This window comes from Martinezella calliandrae, from assembly GCF_030272695.1.
In the GTDB taxonomy this organism is placed as follows: Bacteria; Pseudomonadota; Alphaproteobacteria; order Rhizobiales; family Rhizobiaceae; genus Rhizobium; species Rhizobium calliandrae.
Genome location: NZ_JARFYN010000058.1, coordinates 21314 through 41097, shown reverse-complemented (window position 1 = coordinate 41097; position 19784 = coordinate 21314). Strand labels below are relative to the sequence as shown.

General features: G+C 60.9%; 21 protein-coding genes and 1 pseudogene. 6 read left to right on the top strand and 16 right to left on the bottom strand.

All coding sequences use genetic code 11. The features are described from left to right. Window positions 1–367, bottom strand: a 367-nt coding sequence (locus tag PY650_RS29955; protein ID WP_285883424.1) for a LysR family transcriptional regulator, incomplete at its 3' end; no start/stop codon positions are given. A gap of 94 nt (window positions 368–461) precedes the next feature. On the opposite strand from PY650_RS29955, the gene PY650_RS29950 reads away from it, so the two are divergent. The 4 genes and pseudogenes from PY650_RS29950 (at window position 462) to PY650_RS37215 (ending at window position 2489) form a co-directional block, all read left to right on the top strand. Continuing rightward, entirely contained in the window at window positions 462–1316 is an 855-nt protein-coding gene (locus PY650_RS29950) for a pirin family protein (protein WP_285883422.1), read from the top strand. A 56-nt stretch (window positions 1317–1372) separates the two neighbouring features. Further along, window positions 1373–1957, top strand: coding sequence for an NADPH-dependent FMN reductase (locus PY650_RS29945; protein WP_285883420.1), 585 nt, complete (start codon window positions 1373–1375; stop codon window positions 1955–1957). A gap of 213 nt (window positions 1958–2170) precedes the next feature. Then, window positions 2171–2314, top strand: a pseudogene (locus PY650_RS37220) (helix-turn-helix domain-containing protein); the annotation flags it as partial. After that, window positions 2304–2489: a hypothetical protein gene (locus PY650_RS37215; RefSeq protein WP_349644527.1), complete on the top strand. Its 186-nt coding sequence runs from the start codon at window positions 2304–2306 to the stop codon at window positions 2487–2489. The pseudogene PY650_RS37220 and the gene PY650_RS37215, both read left to right, overlap by 11 nt. Here the strand turns inward: PY650_RS37215 and PY650_RS29935 are convergent. The 11 genes from PY650_RS29935 to PY650_RS29885 form a co-directional block, all read right to left on the bottom strand. Further along, window positions 2486–4537 carry an ATP-binding protein gene (locus tag PY650_RS29935; protein ID WP_285883418.1) on the bottom strand — a complete coding sequence of 684 codons (2052 nt, stop codon included), beginning with the start codon at window positions 4535–4537 and terminating at the stop codon, window positions 2486–2488. The two genes, PY650_RS37215 and PY650_RS29935, sit on opposite strands and share 4 nt — an antisense overlap. 317 nt (window positions 4538–4854) lie before the next feature. After that, complete coding sequence (locus tag PY650_RS29930) at window positions 4855–7173, bottom strand: nSTAND3 domain-containing NTPase (protein ID WP_285883416.1); 2319 nt, start codon at window positions 7171–7173, stop codon at window positions 4855–4857. Beyond that, window positions 7170–9218 (bottom strand): ATP-binding protein, encoded by a 2049-nt coding sequence (locus tag PY650_RS29925; RefSeq protein ID WP_285883414.1) that lies wholly within the window; start codon window positions 9216–9218, stop codon window positions 7170–7172. The genes PY650_RS29930 and PY650_RS29925 overlap by 4 nt, the downstream gene beginning before the upstream one ends. Next, on the bottom strand, window positions 9215–9745 hold the full coding sequence (locus PY650_RS29920) for a hypothetical protein (RefSeq protein WP_285883412.1): 531 nt from the start codon (window positions 9743–9745) through the stop codon (window positions 9215–9217). Before PY650_RS29920 ends, PY650_RS29925 begins: the two co-directional genes overlap by 4 nt. Next, window positions 9745–11064, bottom strand: a complete 1320-nt coding sequence (locus PY650_RS29915) for an SIR2 family protein (RefSeq protein ID WP_285883410.1) — start codon at window positions 11062–11064, stop codon at window positions 9745–9747. Before PY650_RS29915 ends, PY650_RS29920 begins: the two co-directional genes overlap by 1 nt. Beyond that, window positions 11061–11432 carry an XRE family transcriptional regulator gene (locus PY650_RS29910; protein WP_118137698.1) on the bottom strand — a complete coding sequence of 124 codons (372 nt, stop codon included), beginning with the start codon at window positions 11430–11432 and terminating at the stop codon, window positions 11061–11063. Before PY650_RS29910 ends, PY650_RS29915 begins: the two co-directional genes overlap by 4 nt. 4 nt (window positions 11433–11436) lie before the next feature. Continuing rightward, a complete protein-coding gene (locus PY650_RS29905) occupies window positions 11437–11802 on the bottom strand; it encodes a type II toxin-antitoxin system RelE/ParE family toxin (protein WP_285883407.1) in 366 nt (121 codons plus the stop codon). A gap of 43 nt (window positions 11803–11845) precedes the next feature. Further along, complete coding sequence (locus PY650_RS29900; RefSeq protein ID WP_285883405.1) at window positions 11846–12268, bottom strand: nuclease; 423 nt, start codon at window positions 12266–12268, stop codon at window positions 11846–11848. Then, window positions 12265–13521: a tyrosine-type recombinase/integrase gene (locus PY650_RS29895; RefSeq protein ID WP_285883403.1), complete on the bottom strand. Its 1257-nt coding sequence runs from the start codon at window positions 13519–13521 to the stop codon at window positions 12265–12267. The genes PY650_RS29900 and PY650_RS29895 overlap by 4 nt, the downstream gene beginning before the upstream one ends. 323 nt (window positions 13522–13844) lie before the next feature. Then, window positions 13845–14069 carry a helix-turn-helix transcriptional regulator gene (locus PY650_RS29890; protein WP_285883401.1) on the bottom strand — a complete coding sequence of 75 codons (225 nt, stop codon included), beginning with the start codon at window positions 14067–14069 and terminating at the stop codon, window positions 13845–13847. 457 nt (window positions 14070–14526) lie between these two features. Beyond that, a complete protein-coding gene (locus PY650_RS29885) occupies window positions 14527–15444 on the bottom strand; it encodes an AraC family transcriptional regulator (RefSeq protein ID WP_285883400.1) in 918 nt (305 codons plus the stop codon). A gap of 102 nt (window positions 15445–15546) precedes the next feature. Between PY650_RS29885 and PY650_RS29880 the strand changes: the two genes are divergently transcribed. Continuing rightward, a complete protein-coding gene (locus tag PY650_RS29880; RefSeq protein WP_285883398.1) occupies window positions 15547–16290 on the top strand; it encodes an SDR family oxidoreductase in 744 nt (247 codons plus the stop codon). Window positions 16291–16328: 38 nt separating this feature from the next. Continuing rightward, window positions 16329–17087 (top strand): SDR family NAD(P)-dependent oxidoreductase, encoded by a 759-nt coding sequence (locus PY650_RS29875; protein WP_285883396.1) that lies wholly within the window; start codon window positions 16329–16331, stop codon window positions 17085–17087. A 30-nt stretch (window positions 17088–17117) separates the two neighbouring features. Here the strand turns inward: PY650_RS29875 and PY650_RS29870 are convergent, their stop codons facing one another. The 4 genes from PY650_RS29870 to PY650_RS29855 all read right to left on the bottom strand — a co-directional run bounded on the left by PY650_RS29870 (window position 17118) and on the right by PY650_RS29855 (window position 19584). Further along, window positions 17118–17714, bottom strand: coding sequence for a transposase (locus tag PY650_RS29870; RefSeq protein ID WP_285883394.1), 597 nt, complete (start codon window positions 17712–17714; stop codon window positions 17118–17120). A 295-nt stretch (window positions 17715–18009) separates the two neighbouring features. Next, on the bottom strand, window positions 18010–18627 hold the full coding sequence (locus PY650_RS29865; protein ID WP_285883392.1) for a hypothetical protein: 618 nt from the start codon (window positions 18625–18627) through the stop codon (window positions 18010–18012). Window positions 18628–18633: 6 nt separating this feature from the next. Further along, window positions 18634–18924: a hypothetical protein gene (locus tag PY650_RS29860; RefSeq protein ID WP_285883390.1), complete on the bottom strand. Its 291-nt coding sequence runs from the start codon at window positions 18922–18924 to the stop codon at window positions 18634–18636. A 198-nt stretch (window positions 18925–19122) separates the two neighbouring features. Next, complete coding sequence (locus tag PY650_RS29855) at window positions 19123–19584, bottom strand: MFS transporter (protein ID WP_285883388.1); 462 nt, start codon at window positions 19582–19584, stop codon at window positions 19123–19125. Window positions 19585–19784: the final 200 nt, after the last annotated feature.

Here is a 19784-nt window from a genome sequence, read left to right as displayed (position 1 = left end):
CGGGAAACGCGGCCGCCCATTCCCGCGCGACCTTGGTCAGTAAACCTTGCGGAAACATTGTGTCGAGAACGATGGAGAGTTCGGGCTCCAGCCCGCCAGCCATGTTGCGGGCATGTGCCTTGAGCGCATCGGCATCGCGCACGATCCCGCGTGCGGTGCCGAGCAGTTTAACGCCCTCTGGCGTCAGCTTTGGAAGACGCTCCGAGCGATCGAACAGTGAGATGTCCAACACGCTCTCCAGCGCCACCATGGCCTGGCTGATGGCGGACTGAGCCCGGTTGAGCTGGCGCGCTGCCGCGGAAAAGCTGCCGGCATCGGCGGCGGCGACGAACATACGCAGTTGGTCGAGGGAAACGCTTTCGATCATCCATCATATATACTGATACTTCTGATCAGATCAAAGTGGCTTCTTCGATGGACGGCCACGCCGCAATGTAGGTCGACCCGAGGAGGGAAGGCCGATGTCGACTATCACACACTCATCTGCGGCGAGCGTCCTGCCGACCGAGCGCGGTCGTGCGCGCACCATCGTCACCAAGACTCGTGGCCGCCCGTCGGGGGCGATAACCCGGCTGATGGGGCCATCAGACCTCGGTGAACTCCTCAAGCCGTTTGTGTTCCTCGATTTCTTTGAGGCGGATAGCTCTGTCATCGACAAGGCTACGGTCCATCCTCACTCCGGCATCGGCACGATAACGGTCGTTACCAAAGGCGAGATGCTGTTCAATGATCCCAAGGATGGAAGCGGCACAATCCGGTATGGCGGCCTCGAATGGATGCGGGCCGGCGGTGGCGTGTGGCACGGCGACGAAGTGACGGCCGGAGCATCGAATTCGATTCAAGGTTTCCAGCTTTGGGTAGCGCTGTCCCCCGAACTCGAAAATGCGCCGTCGCTGTCGCAATTCATCGAGGCGCAGTTCACGCCCGGCGTCGGGCCTGCCCGCGTGATGGTCGGCGAATATGCGGGCGCGAAGAGCCCCGCGCAGTCGCCAGTGGGCATGACTTATCTTCTGGTCACGCTCGATCCCGGCGAGCACTGGACGTTCATGCCGCCAGAAGGCCATGCCGTTTCGTTTCTGAGCGTCGCCAATGGCAGTCTCATGGCGGGCGAGGTGATCGACGCCGGCGAACTCGCAGCATTCGAGCCCGGCGAGATACCGATCGCAATCGAGGCCGGCCCGCAGGGCGCGACCTTCGTGCTCGGCTCAGCCGTTCCCCATCGGCACGATCTCGTCCTCGGATACTACTCGGTCCACACCTCGGCCGCTGCCCTCGCGGCCGGCGAAGCTCGCATCCAAGCGATACGGCCGCGATGATCAACAGGCTCTTTCGCTTCTTCAAAAGCAACCCGGATCAACAAAAGGATCAACGCATGACGACGGTTTCGATTATCATCAGCAGCACGCGCGAGGGCCGGTTCGGCGATCAGCCGGCGCAGTGGTTCCATGATCATCTGGCGAAGCGCCAGAGCGTCACGGCCAAGCTTCTCGACCTCCGTGATTTCACGATGCCGTTCTTCGATCAGATGATGCCGCCGGCGATGCCTGGCCGACCGGCCTACCCGGATGAAGCGGTGCAGCGCTGGACGTCCGAGATCGCCAACTCGGACGCCTTCGTAATCGTTGCGGCCGAGTATAATTTCGGGCCGCCCGCTGTGCTCAAGAACGCGCTCGACTGGGTGTATCCGGAGTGGAACCGCAAGCCGATCGGCTTCGTCAGCTACGGTGGTGCCAGCGGGGTGCGCAGCGTTCAGCAGCTTCGCGACACAGCGGTTGAGCTGCAGATGGCGCCGATCCGCAGCGCCGTGCATTTGCCGCCCGACACGCTTATGGCCTATTTCACCGGCGGCGACGTCAAGGCGGCGCTTGCCAAGAGCGATGACGCGGCCGAGACGATGATCAACGACCTGCTATGGTGGTCGGCCGCCCTCAAGACCGCTCGATCCCAGGCGGCCTGAGGCCCATGGGGTCGATGTCAAACGCACCCGCGTCCGGCGAGCGGAGCATATCTTCGCTCGCCCGTTTGCTGGGGGGGGGCGGACATCATGCGCAGGAACATAGCATTTCGCCGTCGACATCTGACCTCCCCCTCCGTAGCCGAAGACAGTAGCGTTAGTGCGCTCTGGCCAGGTGCAGCATGAGATAACGTGGTTTGATCGAGAAGTCATTGCGTGCCGAAACAACAGGTGATCGCCGTACGTCATCTCCGCTATTTCTTAGCGGCAGCAGAGCATGGCAGCTTTCGCAAAGCAGCGTTGCGCCTTGAGATCAGTGAGTCGGCAGTTAGCCGACGGATCCGCGACCTTGAGGACCACCTGGGAGCTTCGCTCTTCCATCGACACCATGGCGGTGTCTACCTCACACTGGCTGGAGAACAGTTCGTGCGTCGAGCGCGCAGCGCTCTCCGGCAAATCGATCTGTTCGGACGGCTCCTCGGGTTCGGCCGTGAAGCGGACCAGCCTCGAGATGGCCCTGAGAGGCCACATCTAGACCAGTCGGCTAAACAGGTTGTTCGGTGTTTCCGGGGCAGGGTCCGCCGGTTCGCCGTCTTGGCCTTCGCCGGCTTCCTCGACGACGACACCCTCAAGGTATTGGCTGTGCTTTTCCTGGAGATACTTAATCGCGGTGCTCTCATCGGCGGAATGCTGCAGATGCTCCTGAAAAAACTGAAGGCGGGCGCGGTTGTCCTCTATGAGTTCGCCCCACGTCTTGATGCCGACGATATGTCGAGGTCCTTTTGCGATTAGGCGCCGCTCCCGATCCGGCCCGCTATCGATTTCGTGTTTGGCAAAGTCATCATAGGCGTTGGACACAAGCCAGAAGTGCCAGCGGACTCCCTCGACGGTCGAAAATCGCTCATCCGATGTGACAGCGATCGCATATTGCTTCGCCTGGGTGATTTCCTTGGCGCCGATCTTCACCTTCGGGGCCTTAAGCTCGACGATCATGTGTTCGATGTCGTTGGCTCGGTGTCGGCGGGTGGATCGGGAGAACATTAGATCGATGATGCCGCGCGTCTTGCCGATCACCTTCACGGGCTCGTCAATCGAGATGTCAGGATCGAGGTGATCTCGGTGCTTTTCGAGGACGCGGCGAAGATCCTTGTCGCTGACCCACAGGTTATACTCTTCGCCGAAAATCCAGGTGTTTTCGGCGAGGATCTTGTGGAGCTGGGTTCGCTCCTTGAGCCGGCCCTTGGTTTCGGGATCAAAGACGATCGATTCAAGGGCAGCGATGAATTTTAGCCGGTCGGCAACGGTCTTGGCGGCCGTGATGATTGCGGAAAGCGTTGTCTCCTGCAGGAGCGTGGCAAGCTCTTTCTGCTTGCGGGCTGGCAGGTCCAGAACTTCCTTCAAGATCAGTTGCAACTCCTCCGGTCCGCGCTCAATGGCGTTGCGAAGCATGCGAAGATGCAGGGCTTTTGCCTTTGCCGAGCTAAGCCCGAGGTCCGGCGCCAGCTCCTGAACTTGAACCGCGACGATATCGAAGACCTGACGTTCTACCTTTTCGACGGCGTTTTGCGGATCGCCCCGATATGGATACACATCCTCGGCGATCCATTCGTCGACGAGCGAGCGGGCCTTTTCCGCTGCTTTCTCTCGAAAATAGTCCTTGATCGCGGATCGGGCATGTTCGACCGCAGTGGTCAGAAGCGGATCCATTTCCGAGAGCGCGACCCGCTCCTCGTTGTGAAGCTCCTCGACGTAGCTGGATTTCAGGTACGCCGAAAACGAGAAGCCGGGGATGTGAAAACGGGTCTCGACCTGATCAAACGGAAATCCGTTCGCGGAGCAGAGATAGAGCACGCGGCGCGCATCCGTTCGCCATTCGATGACCTCCAACTCCACGCTATGTTGGCTGCCGTCCGCAGCGACAATCGGCGGAAGAGGAGCTTTGTGATGGCTCGCTATCGCCTTCTCGGGATCGAGCCTTTGGCCGGCGATCGCTACTGACACGCCGCGATAGTTCATGAGGTAGAGAGCGAAAATCTCATTCAGATCCTGAAGACCTTCCTCGCTCTCGAAGACCCTGAAATCGCGTCGGAGATCGTCGATTTCAACGATCACGCCTGTTCCTCGGTCAGGGGCAGGGATCTCCTCCGTGATTGTGACGTCCGTGAGGTCAGATTCCAGGAGTCTGACGTCAAACGCTTTGCGCCCGTCTGCGCCGTCGTAACACACTTTCCAGGTGGCCGATTGACCGAGGGCGAATGCCTTGTAACGACCGCGACCCTCCTGGCCATGGATCATGCGGTGAGTGCGCTTCGTCTGACGCGTATGGCGCTTCCACGAGCCACCGAGATTGCCAAACAGCGCCCGTGCATCGATGCGGGAGAACCCGTCGCCATTGTCGTAGACCACGATCTTGGACATGCCGCCCGCCAGATCGTTGTGTACGAACTCCACCGAGACGTCGCTGGCCTCTCCGTCGAGACTGTTCCACAGCAGCTCGGCGAGCGCAGGTATTGGCTTGGCCTTTGTTTGGCGCGCCAGAAAGTCATCTCTTACTGCAACGGAGACGTGTTCTTCGCCCGCCATGAGTCCTCCCGCCCGTATGCGGGCCACTTTACTTTTATCTACTTGAGGCGGGCCGATCGATGCAACCGGCGACGCCTTCCACTATCAAGCCTGTTTGCCTTGCGTCCTGGCAAGAGGGGACATCGCTTTCTCCGGGGCGTGCTGGGCTCGTCAACGGTAATTTCGGCTCTTGACCTTGATCTTGTCGAGGTGAAGTCAGGAATTTGGATGTCCCGCGTTGGCAACCCTTTAGCGTCGACGTACCTCAGTAGCCCGCCGTCACGAGGCGGCGATGCGATCACCTAGCCGCTTTCGGACAACCGCTCGGTATCTCCTGACTATTTGTCGACATCGTCGAACACCGAGCGCTTCGTGGCGACTGGAGTGGGAGCCGGAGCTTCCTCCTTCTTTTGCGTCACGATGTGCGTCCAATCCGATTCGTCTTCTGAGCCTTCCTCCTGCTTGCGCTTGCGCTCTTCCAGTCCCTTGATCGACCGCGCAACCTGATTGCGCGCATCGTCGATTAGGGCTGTGGCGTCCGCGTCGACACCGATCGCCTCAATGCGATCGAGCACGCCAAGAAGCTTCTTGAAGTGGCTGTCAGGCTCCTCGTCCAAGTCAGCGTCGGCGACGATCTCGTCGATCCGCTCCTCAAGCGAAGGCAGCACAGTTGTTCGCAGTGCCAACCCCATGCCGACCAATTTCATCGGAGGTATGAGCGCTAGCATGTCTGGTTCATCGAAGACGGAAGGATCTAGGTTCGTGACGACGGCGAATTCCAGGGTGTCGGCCGCCTCCCAGCGCAGATCGTCCGGCAAGACGCCGAGGTGATGGGCTCGGGCGTAGGCCGCGATCTGGGGATTGTTGCCAGCGAGGTCGGTTCGCCAGCAGGACCGTCGAAGTAAATCTGGGAATTGTTGGACCGCTTTGGCGAATACGGGTCCGCTCGCCCGATAAGACAGGAAGTGGAATAGCATCCAATTGCGGTGCCATTCATCGGGGGTGTGGCCGAGCCGGCCGACCAGAGCATCGTCGAGCGTCGCCGGGATGACAAGTGCGTCTCGAATGAGAGGCGAGCCCTCGCACGTGAAACTGTTGAGAATGGTGTCGATCGTCGCGCCCCGTATGAGCGCCGCCATCATATGCGGCTTCTGACGCAGGATCTCCGTCAGCGCGTCGGATATCGTCGGATGGGCGAAGGTCCATTTTGATCCGGAAAGTTTCAGGAACGAGCCCTTCAGCTCGGCGAAACAATCCTGGATCTTAGCGAGGCTGTACCCCGTCAGCTCCGCGACCGCCTGGGCGGCCAACACATCGTGCTCGCTGGGATCGAAGCCGGCTTGATGGACGTAAACCAAGATGAGCGCGGCTTGAAGCTGATCATCCAGGGCATTGACCGTATCGATCAAATGCTCTGTCGGTTCTTCCATGAAGCGAACGAGGGAGCTTTCGCGGGGCGCGAGCCCCTTGGTGAAGTTCGGGTCGCCAAGACGTTCGGCAATCCCAGGAAGAAAGTCGTGTACGGCGGCGACTGCGGGCAGGTGTGGCTTGACGCTCGATCGCCAGCTCTGACTTTGCTCGCCGAAATTCACATGGTTATAGAGGATCTGCGCCTTCTCTTCGAATGTCAGTTCGCCGACATCGACGACGGCGCTGCCATCAGCGAATTGGGCAAGGTTGCGCTGTCCGAGCCGACGCCGCGCCGCTTCATAGATATGCTTGCGGGAGGTCAGGAGGAAGCGGTTGCCGTGCTTGATCGCGGCGCGCAGCTTCGAGAAGGCCGACGCCCAGTCCTGCACATAGTCGTCGCGTAGCACATTCGAGCCGAAGGCGTCATCGATCCAAAAGAAGCGGCCTGGATCGTTCGGATTCCATCCAGCCTCGAAATCGCGGGGACTGGTCAGAGCGAGAACGGTGTTATCCGGGTTTTCCGAAGCGATCGTCGAGACGATCGCGCCGATCGCTGATTTGCCGCTTGAGGGATTCCCCAACAGGAGCACTACGCCGTGGTTGGAAATGGCGTTGACGGCGTCGCGATGGGCTCTTGTGGGCACATAGGTGCGGAGCTTTGGAATCCAACTGTCAAGCAGCGCTCGGCTTTGCTCGCTTAGCCGCTCGTCCACGATCGAGGTGAGATCCCCCAAGCCGTAAACCTGCGGGACGAGGGCACGCAGCCGCGCGCTGGTTCTGATGACCCGGACGATATACTGGCGACCAAGGATGTGCGGCTTACGTACGCCGAGCGCTCGGAGCCTGGCGCGCATCGCCGCCGCGACAGGCGCATCTACGCTCATGTTCGTCATGAAGGCATAGGTGTCCGCCTGACCGGCTTTGACCAGTTCCTCGACATTCTCAAGCTCGGCGGTGAGATCGCTGAGCTTCAAGGCCCTCATGGCATCGGAGGTGTGCTTGCACTGGACCGTGCCGATGGGCGGTGCGTCTGTTCCCGAGGGGATCAGGAAGACCGCGTCCTGGCCGCCGTCCTGTGCTTCACGGAAGATCTCTACGGGTCGGCCGAGCACGACTTCGCACACCTGCGAACAAAGATCCTGAAACGCACGCCAGCCAATGGTGTGGAGCGCCAGATCGCTCCAGGGGCCGTGCGCTCGACGTTCGCGCGGTGCCGGAAGCTCGATTTGCGCGCTCTCTGCCGTCATGCGGTGGCGACACCACGCAAAACGCCGATAGGCATCGGATTGATTTCTTGGTCGATGACCACGCTTGTGGCGCCGAGCGGCCCAAGGTCGATGTCGAGACGCCGGCCTCCCTCCGTCGAAGTGCTCACCAAGCGCCGGCACAAGAGATCGGCTAACGCGGGGTCTTCGACGGCGCAGATTATCTGGCGCCCATCCAAGCGCAGAGCGGCGAGCACTTCGACCAGGTGAAGAGCCCTAAAATCGTCGATGTGCTGAACCGGGTCGTCGAGTAGAAGGGACTTGAGCGGTGTCCACGCCCGCGCAAGATGGACCGAGAGAAGGAAGGCGAGACCGGCGGCGCGACGCTGACCGCTGCTAAAGACGAATTGCGGGTTCAGCCCGTCGCCTACCTTAAGGCTTAGGAAACGCCGCACGTCACCGCGGATGCTATAGTCGATTGTCCGCCAGTCAGCGTGCGGTCGCAGGCGCTGATAGAGCTCGTTGAGCAGAGGACTGATCTGCGCGAGGCGCTCATCGATGATTTCCGCGCTCACACGTCTGACAGAGCGTTCGATTTCGCGGGCCGCTGTGACGGCATTTTGTGACTGGTTGACCGCCTGTGCCAGCTTCTCGATTTCAGCTCTTACCGCCGAGATGTTGCTTTCGATCGACGCCATTCGCGAGACCGCTTGCGAGGCCTCCAGCACGAGTAGCGCGCGCTCGAGGTCGATCAACCGGTCGCGTTCCGGAGAAATGGCCTGCTCCAGGCCGTCAGGATCCTGGATGAAGCGGTGATCGAGCCCCCACTGATCGTAGAAATCCACATGCGCCGCTTCCTGGTCACGCAGACGCCGCAGCTCGTCCGCATGGGCTTGAACCGCGGCGGTGGCTGTCTGCAACGTGAGGCTGGGTTGTCGCGCGTTCTGTTTCGCGGAGGTGAGAGCATCGCGAGCGGCCTGAACGCCCGACGCCAGTGATGCAATCCGTCGACGCGCGGCGGCCAGACCGGCGGCGAACTCGTCCGATGTCCGATGGGCTGCACATAGCGGGCAATGATCGTCGTGTAGCCCGAGGCGCTCGCCGTGTTCGACGAGGAGGCTCAGCGACGCCGCCATCGCGTCCATCTCTTCTTCCCGCGAGAGGCGTTGTTGGGCTTCCGAGAGGGCTTGCTGTGCGGCCTCATGCTCTCGCTGCGCTGCCCCGTGCGCTGCCGATGCGGCCTCGCGGTTCGCCACAGCCTGTGGAGCGTTGTAGAGCGCCTGCGCTGCCGCGACCTCTCGACCGAGTTGAAGCGCTTCGCTCATCCGACCCAATCTGGCTCGTCCGGTTGCGAGCGCGCCTCGACCTGCAGTCAGACGTGCCGTCAGCTCGGTGGGCGCATCCGGCGCCGCGGCGGCGATCACCTGAAGCGCGCCGGACACGTCCCCTGATCGGCTGAGCGCGGCTTGTGTCTCGGACTGCTGCGTCAGTCTGTCCGCCAGTCGCGTGCGGGCAGCCTCATAGGCGGCCTCATCTTTAGTGTGCGCGGCTTCGGCGGCAGTCACGACCTCCTTGGCTCTGCTACCGGCTTCCGAGCCTTCCAATGCACCGAGCGCCGAGCGCACGAGATCGAATCGCTCCGTTTCGCTAAGATCCAGGCTGAGCGCGGCGATCCATTCGTCGCGGATGATCGACGTCCGCGTGAGCTGCCGAAGTGCGTCGTCTGGCGCAGGTCCACGGCAAAGCGCGGCGTGGATTTCCTCCGGTGAGCGATCGGAGCCGCGTTCCCGCGTCCGCGTGATGGTGAATGGGTTCCCGCTGTCGTCGACGAAAGAGGCTGTCACGTAGTGGGCTTTGGGAACACCTTCGCCGCGCCACCAAAGGTAATCGCTGAGGCTCTCCTTCGCTGCCTTTTCGACGGCGTACTTGTCGATGGAGCCTGTGATCGCGAACTCGACCGCATCGCACAGCGTGCTCTTGCCCACGCCGTTGCGACCGGTGATGACGGTGAAGCCCCGCCCGAAATTAATCCGGACGAGATCTCTGAAGCCACGAAAGCCGCATACTTCGATGAAATCGAGCCTCATGACGTCGCCCCCAAGATGCGAGCGATCTCGGCCGGTGTGGTCTCGCCGAGAAACGCGGTAACGGCATCCGGAGGAATGTCCTTCAGCCTGGTGCGCAGTCTCGTTTCGAAGTTGGACGCGCCGAGCAGCGGCTTGGAGCGTATCGACAGCAGCGATAGCAGCGCCTTCTCAACGTCATCAGGCGTGGTGATGGACGCCTTCGCGATCTTTCGAGTCAAAGAGAAATCCTCTTCGATGCGCTCGATCTCGCGCCCCCGGCGCGCGTCCTGATCGGGGGTCAGAAAGACCGAATAGACGTTCCATGCCTTCGCTCCGGCGCCGCGCAACGACGCGGCATGCCGAGCGAGCGCGGCTTGCTGGTTCTCCTTCCAAGCGCCGAGGAGAGCATCTGCGCTGTCGAAGACGTGGACGAATCCCATCAGCGCCGCGTTTTCGAAACAAGTCACCGGTCCAGCCGAGCCGGTCCACGTCCAGGTTTCATACTGCGCGTCGCGAAGGAGGATTTCGGCTTGCGTGAAGATGTCCATCAGATGCCCAACGCAGCTCTTGCCCCAGGAAGGTCGTACCATTCACCCGCTGGGTCCGGACGAATGACGTCACCGGCGCGCCCGCTGCGCACGACATTGTCCGGCACGCCCAGGTCGGTCGCGCCTACCGCGACAACAATATCGGACTGCATCGCGGCAGGCGGTTCGACGAACTTCCCGCGTAGCGTCCCAAGGATGGATTGCGCCCCGTTGAGGACTCGGACGGTCCGGCCGTTCAGATCATAACCATCGGCGCGTTGAACGGCGCCCGCTTTACGGAGCAGCAAGTGGAAGAAGCCGAGAGCTTCCGGATTTGCCGGGCGCAGCAGCTTGGCCGGCTCCGCCGCAGAGACGCCTTCGGCATCCCGCCTCAGACCATAAAGGGCCTCGCTGTCGAAATTTCCGACGTCTAGCCAAGCCGGGTCACAGTGGGCTCCGGTAGCTTGCTCGAAGGCGGCTCGTCCGGCGTCCAGGACCTGACGCAGGTAGTTCGATGAGAAGGCTCGGCGAAGCTCGTCGAGCGCCGCAGCTCCTGACTCTTGCACGTGTTCGAACGTCACGTTTTGTGCGTGCGCGATCTCCCAGAGTTGCGGGGCCTTCTGTTCGAGCGCGTTTGTCGGCGAGAGGTCGATGACGGTCACGGACAGCGGCTGTACGTCGATCAGCGCTTCGCCGATCACGGCGTTGAGGTATTCCCAGTCCGACCAGAAGCCGACGACGAGCAGATCCTTCTGCCGAAGGTTGGCAGCCATCCAAACTTTGCTTCGCGCAATGCGCCCCGAGATGGTCGGATCGTCGAGCTGCGAAGGCGCCCAGACCGTGGCTTGCCGATCACGGTGGGAGCAGCCATGGAATTTCAACAATGGTGCCTGACGGACGGAATCGGCGGTGGCTTCGTCTCCGTCGAGCGAGCCGCGGAAATCCGCGCCGTAGTCCCAAGCGCGTCGCTCGATCAGCGTGTCGTAGTTGCTCGATATGCCGGCAACGGCGGCGCGGGTGATGAGAAAATCCGCGATCGCGGCATGCCCTGTATTCGAAGGCCGCACAAAAGCGGGCCAGGGCACGAGATGTTCGATAAAGACCGATTGCAGGGTGTTGAGGCCTGCAAAGTGCTCTGCGAGTGCCTCCAGATTGTCCCGAAGACCGAGATCGCAGTTCGGGTCAGATTCGAGACGGCATTTGTCGAAGCACCGCTCGGCGACTGTACGGGCCGACGGCAGGCTGCTGGGCGGCGCCATCGAGAGTCCGGCGCCGCAGACCACCAGAAGGCGGCCGGCATTCATAGCGGCTAGCAGTCGAGTGATTGTCTCGGGCGTCAAGCAAGCCTCCGCCGAGAACCAGCTCGCCGACCTGGCGGCTTCGCCGCCGGCTGAGTTAAGTCGCCGAGATGTTCGATCCTCACGGGCGGCCGGGCCGGCAGCTTCACCGTCAGTTCGAGTTTGCCACCGATCGCTTCGACATAGCCGCGGAGAGTCGAGAGATACATGTCCGCCTGGTTCTCGATCTTGGAAACTGACGGTTGCTTGATGTTCAGGGCGGCCGCGACATCTTCCTGGGCCTTGCCGGCGATCTGGCGAAGCTCGCGCAGCCCTTCGACCTCTTGTCGGAGTTCGTCATAACGCGCTTCGATCTGCTCCTGCTGGTCGCGGGGCAGGGAAGCTATGACCTGATCGATGCTCCGTCCCATAGGATCATCCCTTCTTTACGGATTTCAGGTTTTCCAGATGGTCGGAAAACCGGCTGTCCGCCTTGGCAATAAGCTGCTTGTAAAAGCGCTTCTGGCTACCGCCCGACTTGTCGCCCGCGACCAGAACGATGGCGTTCCTCTCAGGATCGAACGCGAAGGCTGCACGCCATTCCCCGTCCGCGGCAGAGAAACGCATTTCCTTCATGTTGGTGTGTTTCGAGCCTTTGAGCGTGTCGACATAGGGGCGACCGAGCTGCGGGCCGAATTCGGCGAGCAGCTTCGCGACGGCCAGAAGTTCGGTCTGAACGCCGCGCTCGAAAGCCAGAAACTCCGCCTCGAAGGCGTGGTGAAGTCTGACGTCCCAATTCATATAGCTTCCAAGCTATGCTGGGTCAAGGGTGATGAGGCCGGCATCAGTTGCCACCCTCAGCGAGACCGGCGGCGCGAAGGAGGTCGCCGATACTCCTTGATCGGATTTCGCAACGAGCAATCACACGGTCGAAGGAGATGACGCGACCGCTGTGGCCGCGTTGGCTCGTGCAGACCGCCTCGTGGCGAAGAGCCAACCGCTCGAGCGCCGCTTTTGCCGCCGATCCTCCGGCGTCGTGGAGTTCCGTCGCGTTGAAATCGGAGAGGCGCACTTCGATCCATTCTTTCGGATCGGTGGTCCTCCCTATACAAAGGCTGTCGCCGTCGCCCACGTATCGAACAATCCCGGCAAAGCGAACGCCGGGTTGCGTCGGTAGCTGCCCCTCGCATGGATCGGCCTGTGCCTTGGCTGCATAGCCCACGGCTCCGAGCGCGACGGCGGCGGCGAAGATGCGCGCCAGCCTCATGCCGCTTCTTTCATCGTGCTGGCGCCGGTCTTCTTCTTTTTCAGAAGCGCGCGAACGAACTTGTCCCAGCGAGCCATGCCGGTGCGTTTCTCGGGCATGTAGTTCCAGCGATCGTAGTTCTTGGAACTGACGTCTTGCAGCGCGTGGTTCTGGAGGCGGTCTCGAATCTCTTTCGACACGCCAGCCTTGCCGGCGAGCGTCTTGAACGTCCGCCGCAGGTCGCGGTTGGTGGCGTAGGGGATGACGCCGCGGTCACGCTGCCGCCAGACGAAGCTGTAGAGCGTACCGTGGCTGACCGGCTTCGACGGATCTTTCGCCGAAGGAAAGTACCAGCCGAATTCGTTAGGCTTGATCGACTCGATGAGCTCGGCTGCGAGCGACGGGACCGGGACGGCGTGCGGCTGAAGATTCTTCGTCTTCGACCAGTCGATGATCCGCTCGGCGGCGTCCCACTGATCGACATGCAGCCGCGCGATCTCCTCGACGCGCTGGCCGGTGAGCATGATGAGCTGCACGGCGCGCGGATATGAAGGGTGGACAGGAGTGTCGGGGCAATCGAGCCAGCGATAGAGCTGGACGAACTCGTCCTCGCTGAGCCAGCGTGTGCCTTGGACCTTCGGCTCGGTCGGGATGTCCGAGGCCGGGTTGAAGGGAATCCGGAAGCGCCGAGGAGATGTGTTCCGATAGTCGTTGTCCGACTTCATCCCCCAGCTAAAGGCTGCGTGGATATAGGACCGCACATGATCAGCCATCGATCGGGCGCCGCGCTCATAGATCGGTCGGATCAGCTCCACGATCTCTTCGGCCTCAATCTCGCGGGCGAGGCGATTGCGCCCAAGCGTATCGGCAATCTTGTTGAGGCCTTTCTCCGTTTCCTTCCAAGAGGGTTTGCCGGCGGTCTTCAGCGCCGCGACGTAGCCCTCGAATAGATCGGCGACGGTTCCCGGGCGAGTGTCGGTCGCGATCTTGATGCTGCGACCTTTCTGGATTACGTCGGCGAAGTCGCGTTTGAAAATTTCACGCGCTTGAGCGAGTGACATTGAGGGATACGAACCGAGCTTCTTCTTCGAGCGTTTCCCGTCTCGCCATTGCTGCGCCATCCAATCGGCCGTAACGCGCTTCGGCATAGGCTTGAGCACGAGCACCAGACGGCCAGTGCCGCGTCCTTCGCCGTCGGCGAGATTCTCCTGCTTCTGGCTCAGTTCGACGCGCTTCAGTGCGTGTCGGATTGTGGTGTCGGTCAGGCTTGGCATGGCGTTCCTCCTACTCCCCACAGGGATCGGTCGAGGAGAAACGGGGATCGTTTGCTGGGATCGGAAAGCCGTTTTCAATCCCTCTAACCGCCCCCAATTTGCCATAACCACCCCCTGTACGCAATGCGCCAAAAGCGGCTATTTGCTTGATGATTCAGCGGTATTGAGCGTGATCCAGCGTGACGTTGGAGGTGGTAGTGGGGTGGTTGTGGAACACACAATCTGGCCGCATAACGATATGAAACTTAATGGTTTTTTCGGCGATAGAATACTGGTGCCGGTAACGGGGGTATGTATCCAGTGCCTGAACGTGATCGTCACGTTCAATCATAGGCACTCGCGATGAGTCTCTTTGACGCACTGCAGGTCACTCTATTCGCCTTGTCCCAGGCTTCAAGCTCGTCGAGTGGGTAAAGGACAGCTTTGCCGATCTTTACGAAGGAAGGCCCGATCTTCACAGCGCGCCAGTTTCGAAGCATTCCGACGGATACGCTGCCGCGATAACGCTCGGCGACTTCGTCGACGGTGAGAAACTTGTTGTCCGACATAGAGCCTCCCTTCATCGGAACGGTGATCCGATTGCGCGATCGTTGTGGGGCGCGAGGTGTGTCTCGCAGGAACAGGCGCGCTATACCGGTTGGAATCCAGTCGGACGCGCTATTTCGGTTCAAGGCCACGAACGTCTAGAGGTTCACCGCCGCGAACGGAGCGCCCTCGGGCGAGCCTTCGGTATGCGTCAAGTTCTGTTCGGTGAGTCGGCGGCTAGGGCGGCAGAGCCTCGATCGTGATCTGTGATCTCTCCGATCAGGCCGGCCTCCAGCGCGCTGCGGCCCGGATCATCGCGCTCGGTGTTCCGATCACCGGCTTGTTCGCCAATGCCGGCATCATGCCGTTGCAGGCTGGCAAGCCCGCGGCGGGTTTGAGACAAACCATTGCCTACTCGCTCTCCCCTGTCCGCGCGGTGCGCACATCTCGCGCACATCTCGCAAGGCCAAGAGGGTTGACTCACGCGCCGTTCAGGGCCGACTGCTCGTCGCGCGCATATTGTGTCGGCGGCCGGCCGACATGCCGCGTGAAGGCGACGCTAAAGGTGCTGGCGGAGCTATAACCGACGCGTTGCGCGATCTCGGCGACACGGCTCTCCTTACGGCGCAGCAGATCCTTCGCGATCGCCATGCGCCAGGTGAGCAGATATTCCATCGGCGCGACGCCGACTACGCGGTTGAAGCGCTCGAAAAAGGTTGAGCGCGAGAGCGCCGCCTCCTTCGCCAGCTCCGCGGCAGTCCACGCGCGCGTTGGATGTTCGTGCATGCCGCGAAGCGCCGCCGCGAGGCGGCTATCCGAGAGCCCCCGCACCAGGCCTGGGGACGCATTGGTTCCTGTCGCCGATCGTAGCGCCTCGATGAGCAGCACCTCCAGCAGGCGGGTGAGGATGACCTCGCGTGCGGGCCGCTGCTCGCGCGTTTCGTCGCGCACGAGCTGTACGAGCGTTGCGAGCCGCTGTTCACCGCGGACATGGACGAGTTTCGGCAGCAATGAGATCAGCAGGGCCGCATCTGGCGAACCGAAGCTGCAATGGCCCGCCATCAGCCGCGCATCGATGGGGTTGTCGGCGGCGCCGATCCTGAATTCGTTGTTGCCCATCGTGATGGGCGTCAGCGTTTCAACGCCTGGCGGTGGTGGTTCGAGACTGGACATCGCGACACCGTAGGCGGCGGGAATGAGGACGAAGTCACCCGACTGGAGGTCGATGGGCTCATGTCCGTCGATTGCAAGGCGGCACCCACCCTCCAGAACCACGCAATAGAACGGCTCGCCGGCGTCCGAACGGCTGATGCGCCAGGGACTGGCGCCGAGGACAAGCTTAGAGAACCGAGCGCGCGGCTCGAGCAGCGTCACGACTTCCGCCAACGGATCGATCAATTCCGGACTCCTACAAATGAAATTCGGATGATCGATTGTAGCAAGTGCAGGTTCGGAGGTCTATCGTCTTGGCACATCCCAGCCACCGCACGGGGAGCTCCCATGAAAACCATCCTGATCACAGGTTGCTCGTCGGGATTCGGCCTTGAAATTGCCCGCCACTTTCTGGCTCGCGATTGGAAGGTCGTCGCCACGATGCGCACGCCGCAAGCCGACGTGCTGCCGCCATCAGATCGCCTGCGTTTGCTGGCGCTCGACGTCACTGATCCGCAGAGCATTCGCCACGCGATCGAGGCTGCCGGGCCGATCGACGTCCTCGTCAACAACGCGGGCTACGGCGCGGCGTCCCCGGTCGAATTCGTGCCCATGGCGACAGTGCGCGAGATGTTCGAGACCAATACCATCGGCACGATCGCCGTGACGCAGGCGGTGTTGCCGCAGTTTCGCGAACGCCGGACTGGAGTTGTCGTGAACGTCACGTCGAGTTTGACGCTGAAGCCAATGCCCCTCAACGCCGCCTACCGCGCGAGCAAGGCCGCGGTGAATGCGTTCACCGAGTCGCTGGCGCTGGAACTCGAGGCATTCGGCGTGCGGGCACGCCTGGTGCTGCCGGGCAGTTCCCCCGACACCCGCTTCAGGCAGAACGCGCATAGGGTTGGCCTTGATCACGAGGCGTATGCCGATCTCGTCAAGAAGACCTTCGCGCCGTTGCTCGATGCGTCCGCCCCGATCACCCGCTTGCAGGACGTCGCCGAAGCTGTGTGGCGCGCGGCGACCGATCCGTCATCGCCGATGCGCATCCCGGCCGGCGCCGACGCCGAAGCGTGGGCGGCCGAGGCGGCCTGACCCGTCGAGCCAGAATTCAACACGAGCAGGAGATTGCCATGCAGGACAAGCGCGTCGCGTTAGTTACGGGGGCCAATCAAGGCATAGGCCTCCAGATCGCAAAGGACCTGGTCGCACATGGCTTCACCGTGCTGGTCGGGTCGCGCAACCTTGAGCGCGGCGGAGCCGCGGCCAACGAGGTTGGGCCGAATGCCCACGCCCTCCAACTCGACGTGACGGATCGGGCTTCGGTCGCTGCGGCCGCGGAGCGCGTTCGCAAGGAGTTTGGCCGCCTCGACGTGCTTATCCAGAACGCTGCCATCTCGAATACGACGAAGCGGCCCGGTCAGTCCGTCGAGGAGTACGCAGCGACAACGCGCCCGAGCAACGTGTCGCTCGACGAAATGCGCGCGGTTTGGGACACGAATGTGTTTGGCGTGCTCGCCGTCTATCAGGCAATGCTGCCGCTCCTGCGCACGACGCCGGACGCGCGCATCGTCAACGTGTCGAGCGGCGCCGGCTCGCTGGCGAGGAACGCGGATCCGGCCTTCCCCCACCGTTCAATCTTCGGCCCTGTCTACCCGGCGTCCAAGACGGCGCTCAACGCGCTGACGCTCGCGATGGCGATCGAGTTGGAGCCGGAGGGGATCAAAGTCCACGCCGTCTCCCCAGGCTTCACTAAGACAAATCTCAATGCATATGCGGGCACGGAGACTGTCGAACAGGGCGCTCGTGAGGCGGTGCGGGTCGCGCTTCTGGGGCCGGACAGCCCGACGGGCACGTTCACACGCTGGCAGAACGAAACGATCCCCTGGTGACGTGAATGGTGTGCCTTCTCGGTGTTGCGATCATTGGGTACCCGGCTCGCCGTTTCGTGTCTGCCGAGGCTTCGTAATGGGATACTCGCCGAGCATGAATTGACGCCAGTTACAGGCCTCAGTGGGCCGGTTTGGGTGGATGTGGCCGCCAGCGTACTTGCCGTCAATTTCGACCTCGCCATCGAGCACCATCCCCTCCCTGCGCCATGCGATGGCCTCGCGCAGCTTCATCAGGAGGACCCATGCGGTCTTGTATTGGACGCCGATCTCGCGCGAGAGCTGGAGCGCCGCCTTGCCTTTCACCGAGTTCGCCGAGAAACAGATGGCGATGAGCATCTTTTTGAAGCTCAGCTTGCGTGCATGGAACACTGGGCCTGAGGTGACGCTGAACACCGCCTTGCAGGTCTTCTCGGTGCATTTGAAGCGGTTGCGGCTCATCGTGTGGCACCGCAACGTTCCGCACTTTGGGCAGTAAGGCTCGCCCTCTGTCTCGTGCCAGCGCAGGCGCTTAAACCCGTTGTTGGCAGTCGTATCCCGCATCTTGGCGAGATCGAACACCGTCAGCGTTCGGCACTCTGGTGAGAGCAGAAAATGCTGGCCCTTGGGCGTGTCGTCGGGGTTCGCCATGGCTCAACCCCTCCACAATCCGGAGTAAGGTCGGGCGTATTTCCAAGCCCCCGCCCAAGGAGGTGACAGCCAACATGGAAGCGTGGGGGCGGAGGGGAATGGCGGCAAAGGCGATGGCGTTGAAGGTCATGTTCAGGCTCCAGAAATCGACGACAGACACAGCAGAACGGCGGCCAATCACGACCGCTGGAATATTAGAGCTGTATGCGCATCATCCTGAACATGACCCAGGTTCTTACCTGGAATCCTATGAGGAGTCCATCGGAGGAGAAGCAGATGGTTAACGGGCTTGGCCCTACGCAGCAAGCGCCGCAGCCATCCTGCGCAACTCGGGCATCATTCGGGGTTCTTCAGGTTCAACGATTTCAGAGGCAATATCCATTACGATGGACTTGACCAACGTTGTCTTATTCAGCGCACTCTTCTTGACGAGTTCGTCAAACTCGTCGCCAACGCGTGGGGTCACTTTCATCGAAAGCCGCTTCGACGGTGTATCGTGCCAGCTTCTCCATTTCTCGCGATGAAGCTCTGCGTTTCTGCGAAGCCTCTCCACCAACGAATCGTCGTTTACAGACCTGTGCACGAAGTATGCGATCAGTGACTTTCGAAGTATCACGCCAGCCGAAGGATCGATCCGATAGGACGCTAGGTCCAACGTATCCATAAAAGGCGCAGCCATAACCACTTCCAGGGGTCTGGAGGCAATCTCACGAGCAACACGGATTGCTGGCGTCGACTGCGGCGGGATAGCCACAACGGTACCACACTCGTCGCAGGTTGCCGCCATGATCTGCTTCGCTACGCCGATTCCGCTTTCGAAAGGCACGTCGTGGTAGTCGAAAGTCGTCGCAACAACTTTCCGGCATTTTTCACAGAGCGCTTTGCTCTTATCTCCAGCATACCAGATTTTCATGTTCGCCTACCTTGATGGATGTACACTTATGAAGACCGTGTCCGGATCAACGAAATAGAATTTTATGTACCAGCCATCTCGTTTGAGGATATGTACTTCAACACCCTTGAACTCATGGTGTTCAGAACTTTCATGATGCGTACCATTGCACCTGTCGATGATCTTTATCAGGTCCTCGGGGGAAATATCGCCAGTCATCAAGGCATTCTTGTCCTCGATGCTCCCACGAGCCGCATGCTGATAAGTACCCTCCTTCAGTGCCTTGATGACGCGAAACGTGACGCCCTTGAAAGCCATTTCGTCCTCAATATACGAAGTTCTTCGTAAATTTCAACAAGAAAAACACGCCGAAAGAAAGTCGCGTGCCCGAGACAACCCTTTTCGCGCAACCACTATCAAACTGACAACGCATACGCGCACCGGGCGCTGTGAAAACGCGTAGTGAAATAACCCATTAATTCAAATATGTAGTCCGCTTTCGGTGGTTTTTGCTACCTAATGCCGGAAAATTGCGCGCCAATGGAAATAGCTGACGATGGCGCCGCCAACGAGCGGGCCGAGCATGGGGCCAACGAGCCCGGGAATCGCAACAAAGCTCATGGCTTTGACGAGTTCGGATCGTGGAAACGTCTTTTCCAGCGTAATGCGGCCAACCGGCACCATCATCGCGCCGCCGGCGCCTTGCAGGACGCGGCTGAGCACCAAAGCCTGCATGTCGGTCGTGAGCCCGCAGAGCGCAGAACCCATGGTGAAGACGGCAATGGCCGAGGCAAATACCAGGCGGGTGCCAAAACGGTCAGCCATCCATCCACATAACGGAATAAAGGCGGCTAGGCTCAAAGCGTAGCTCGCCAACACCGATTTCACCGCCAGCGGGGTCACGCTGAGCGCCCTGGCGATGACCGGAACCGCTGTGTTCAAAATTGTCGTGTCCAGCGACCCCATGAAGAAGGCCACCGCGACAAGCTATGGCAGAAGCTGCTTAGGAGACGCAGCGATGCTTTTCGACACAGCGGTCATTATGGTTCGGCCTGACTTGGAACGAATACGGCAGCGTCACGGGTTTCGCGTTCACGATAGATACGCAACTACAAGGCGTTTGAGATTGAGAGACGCCGACGACCACCGCTCTGGAGCCTATTCACGCGCGTCTTTGG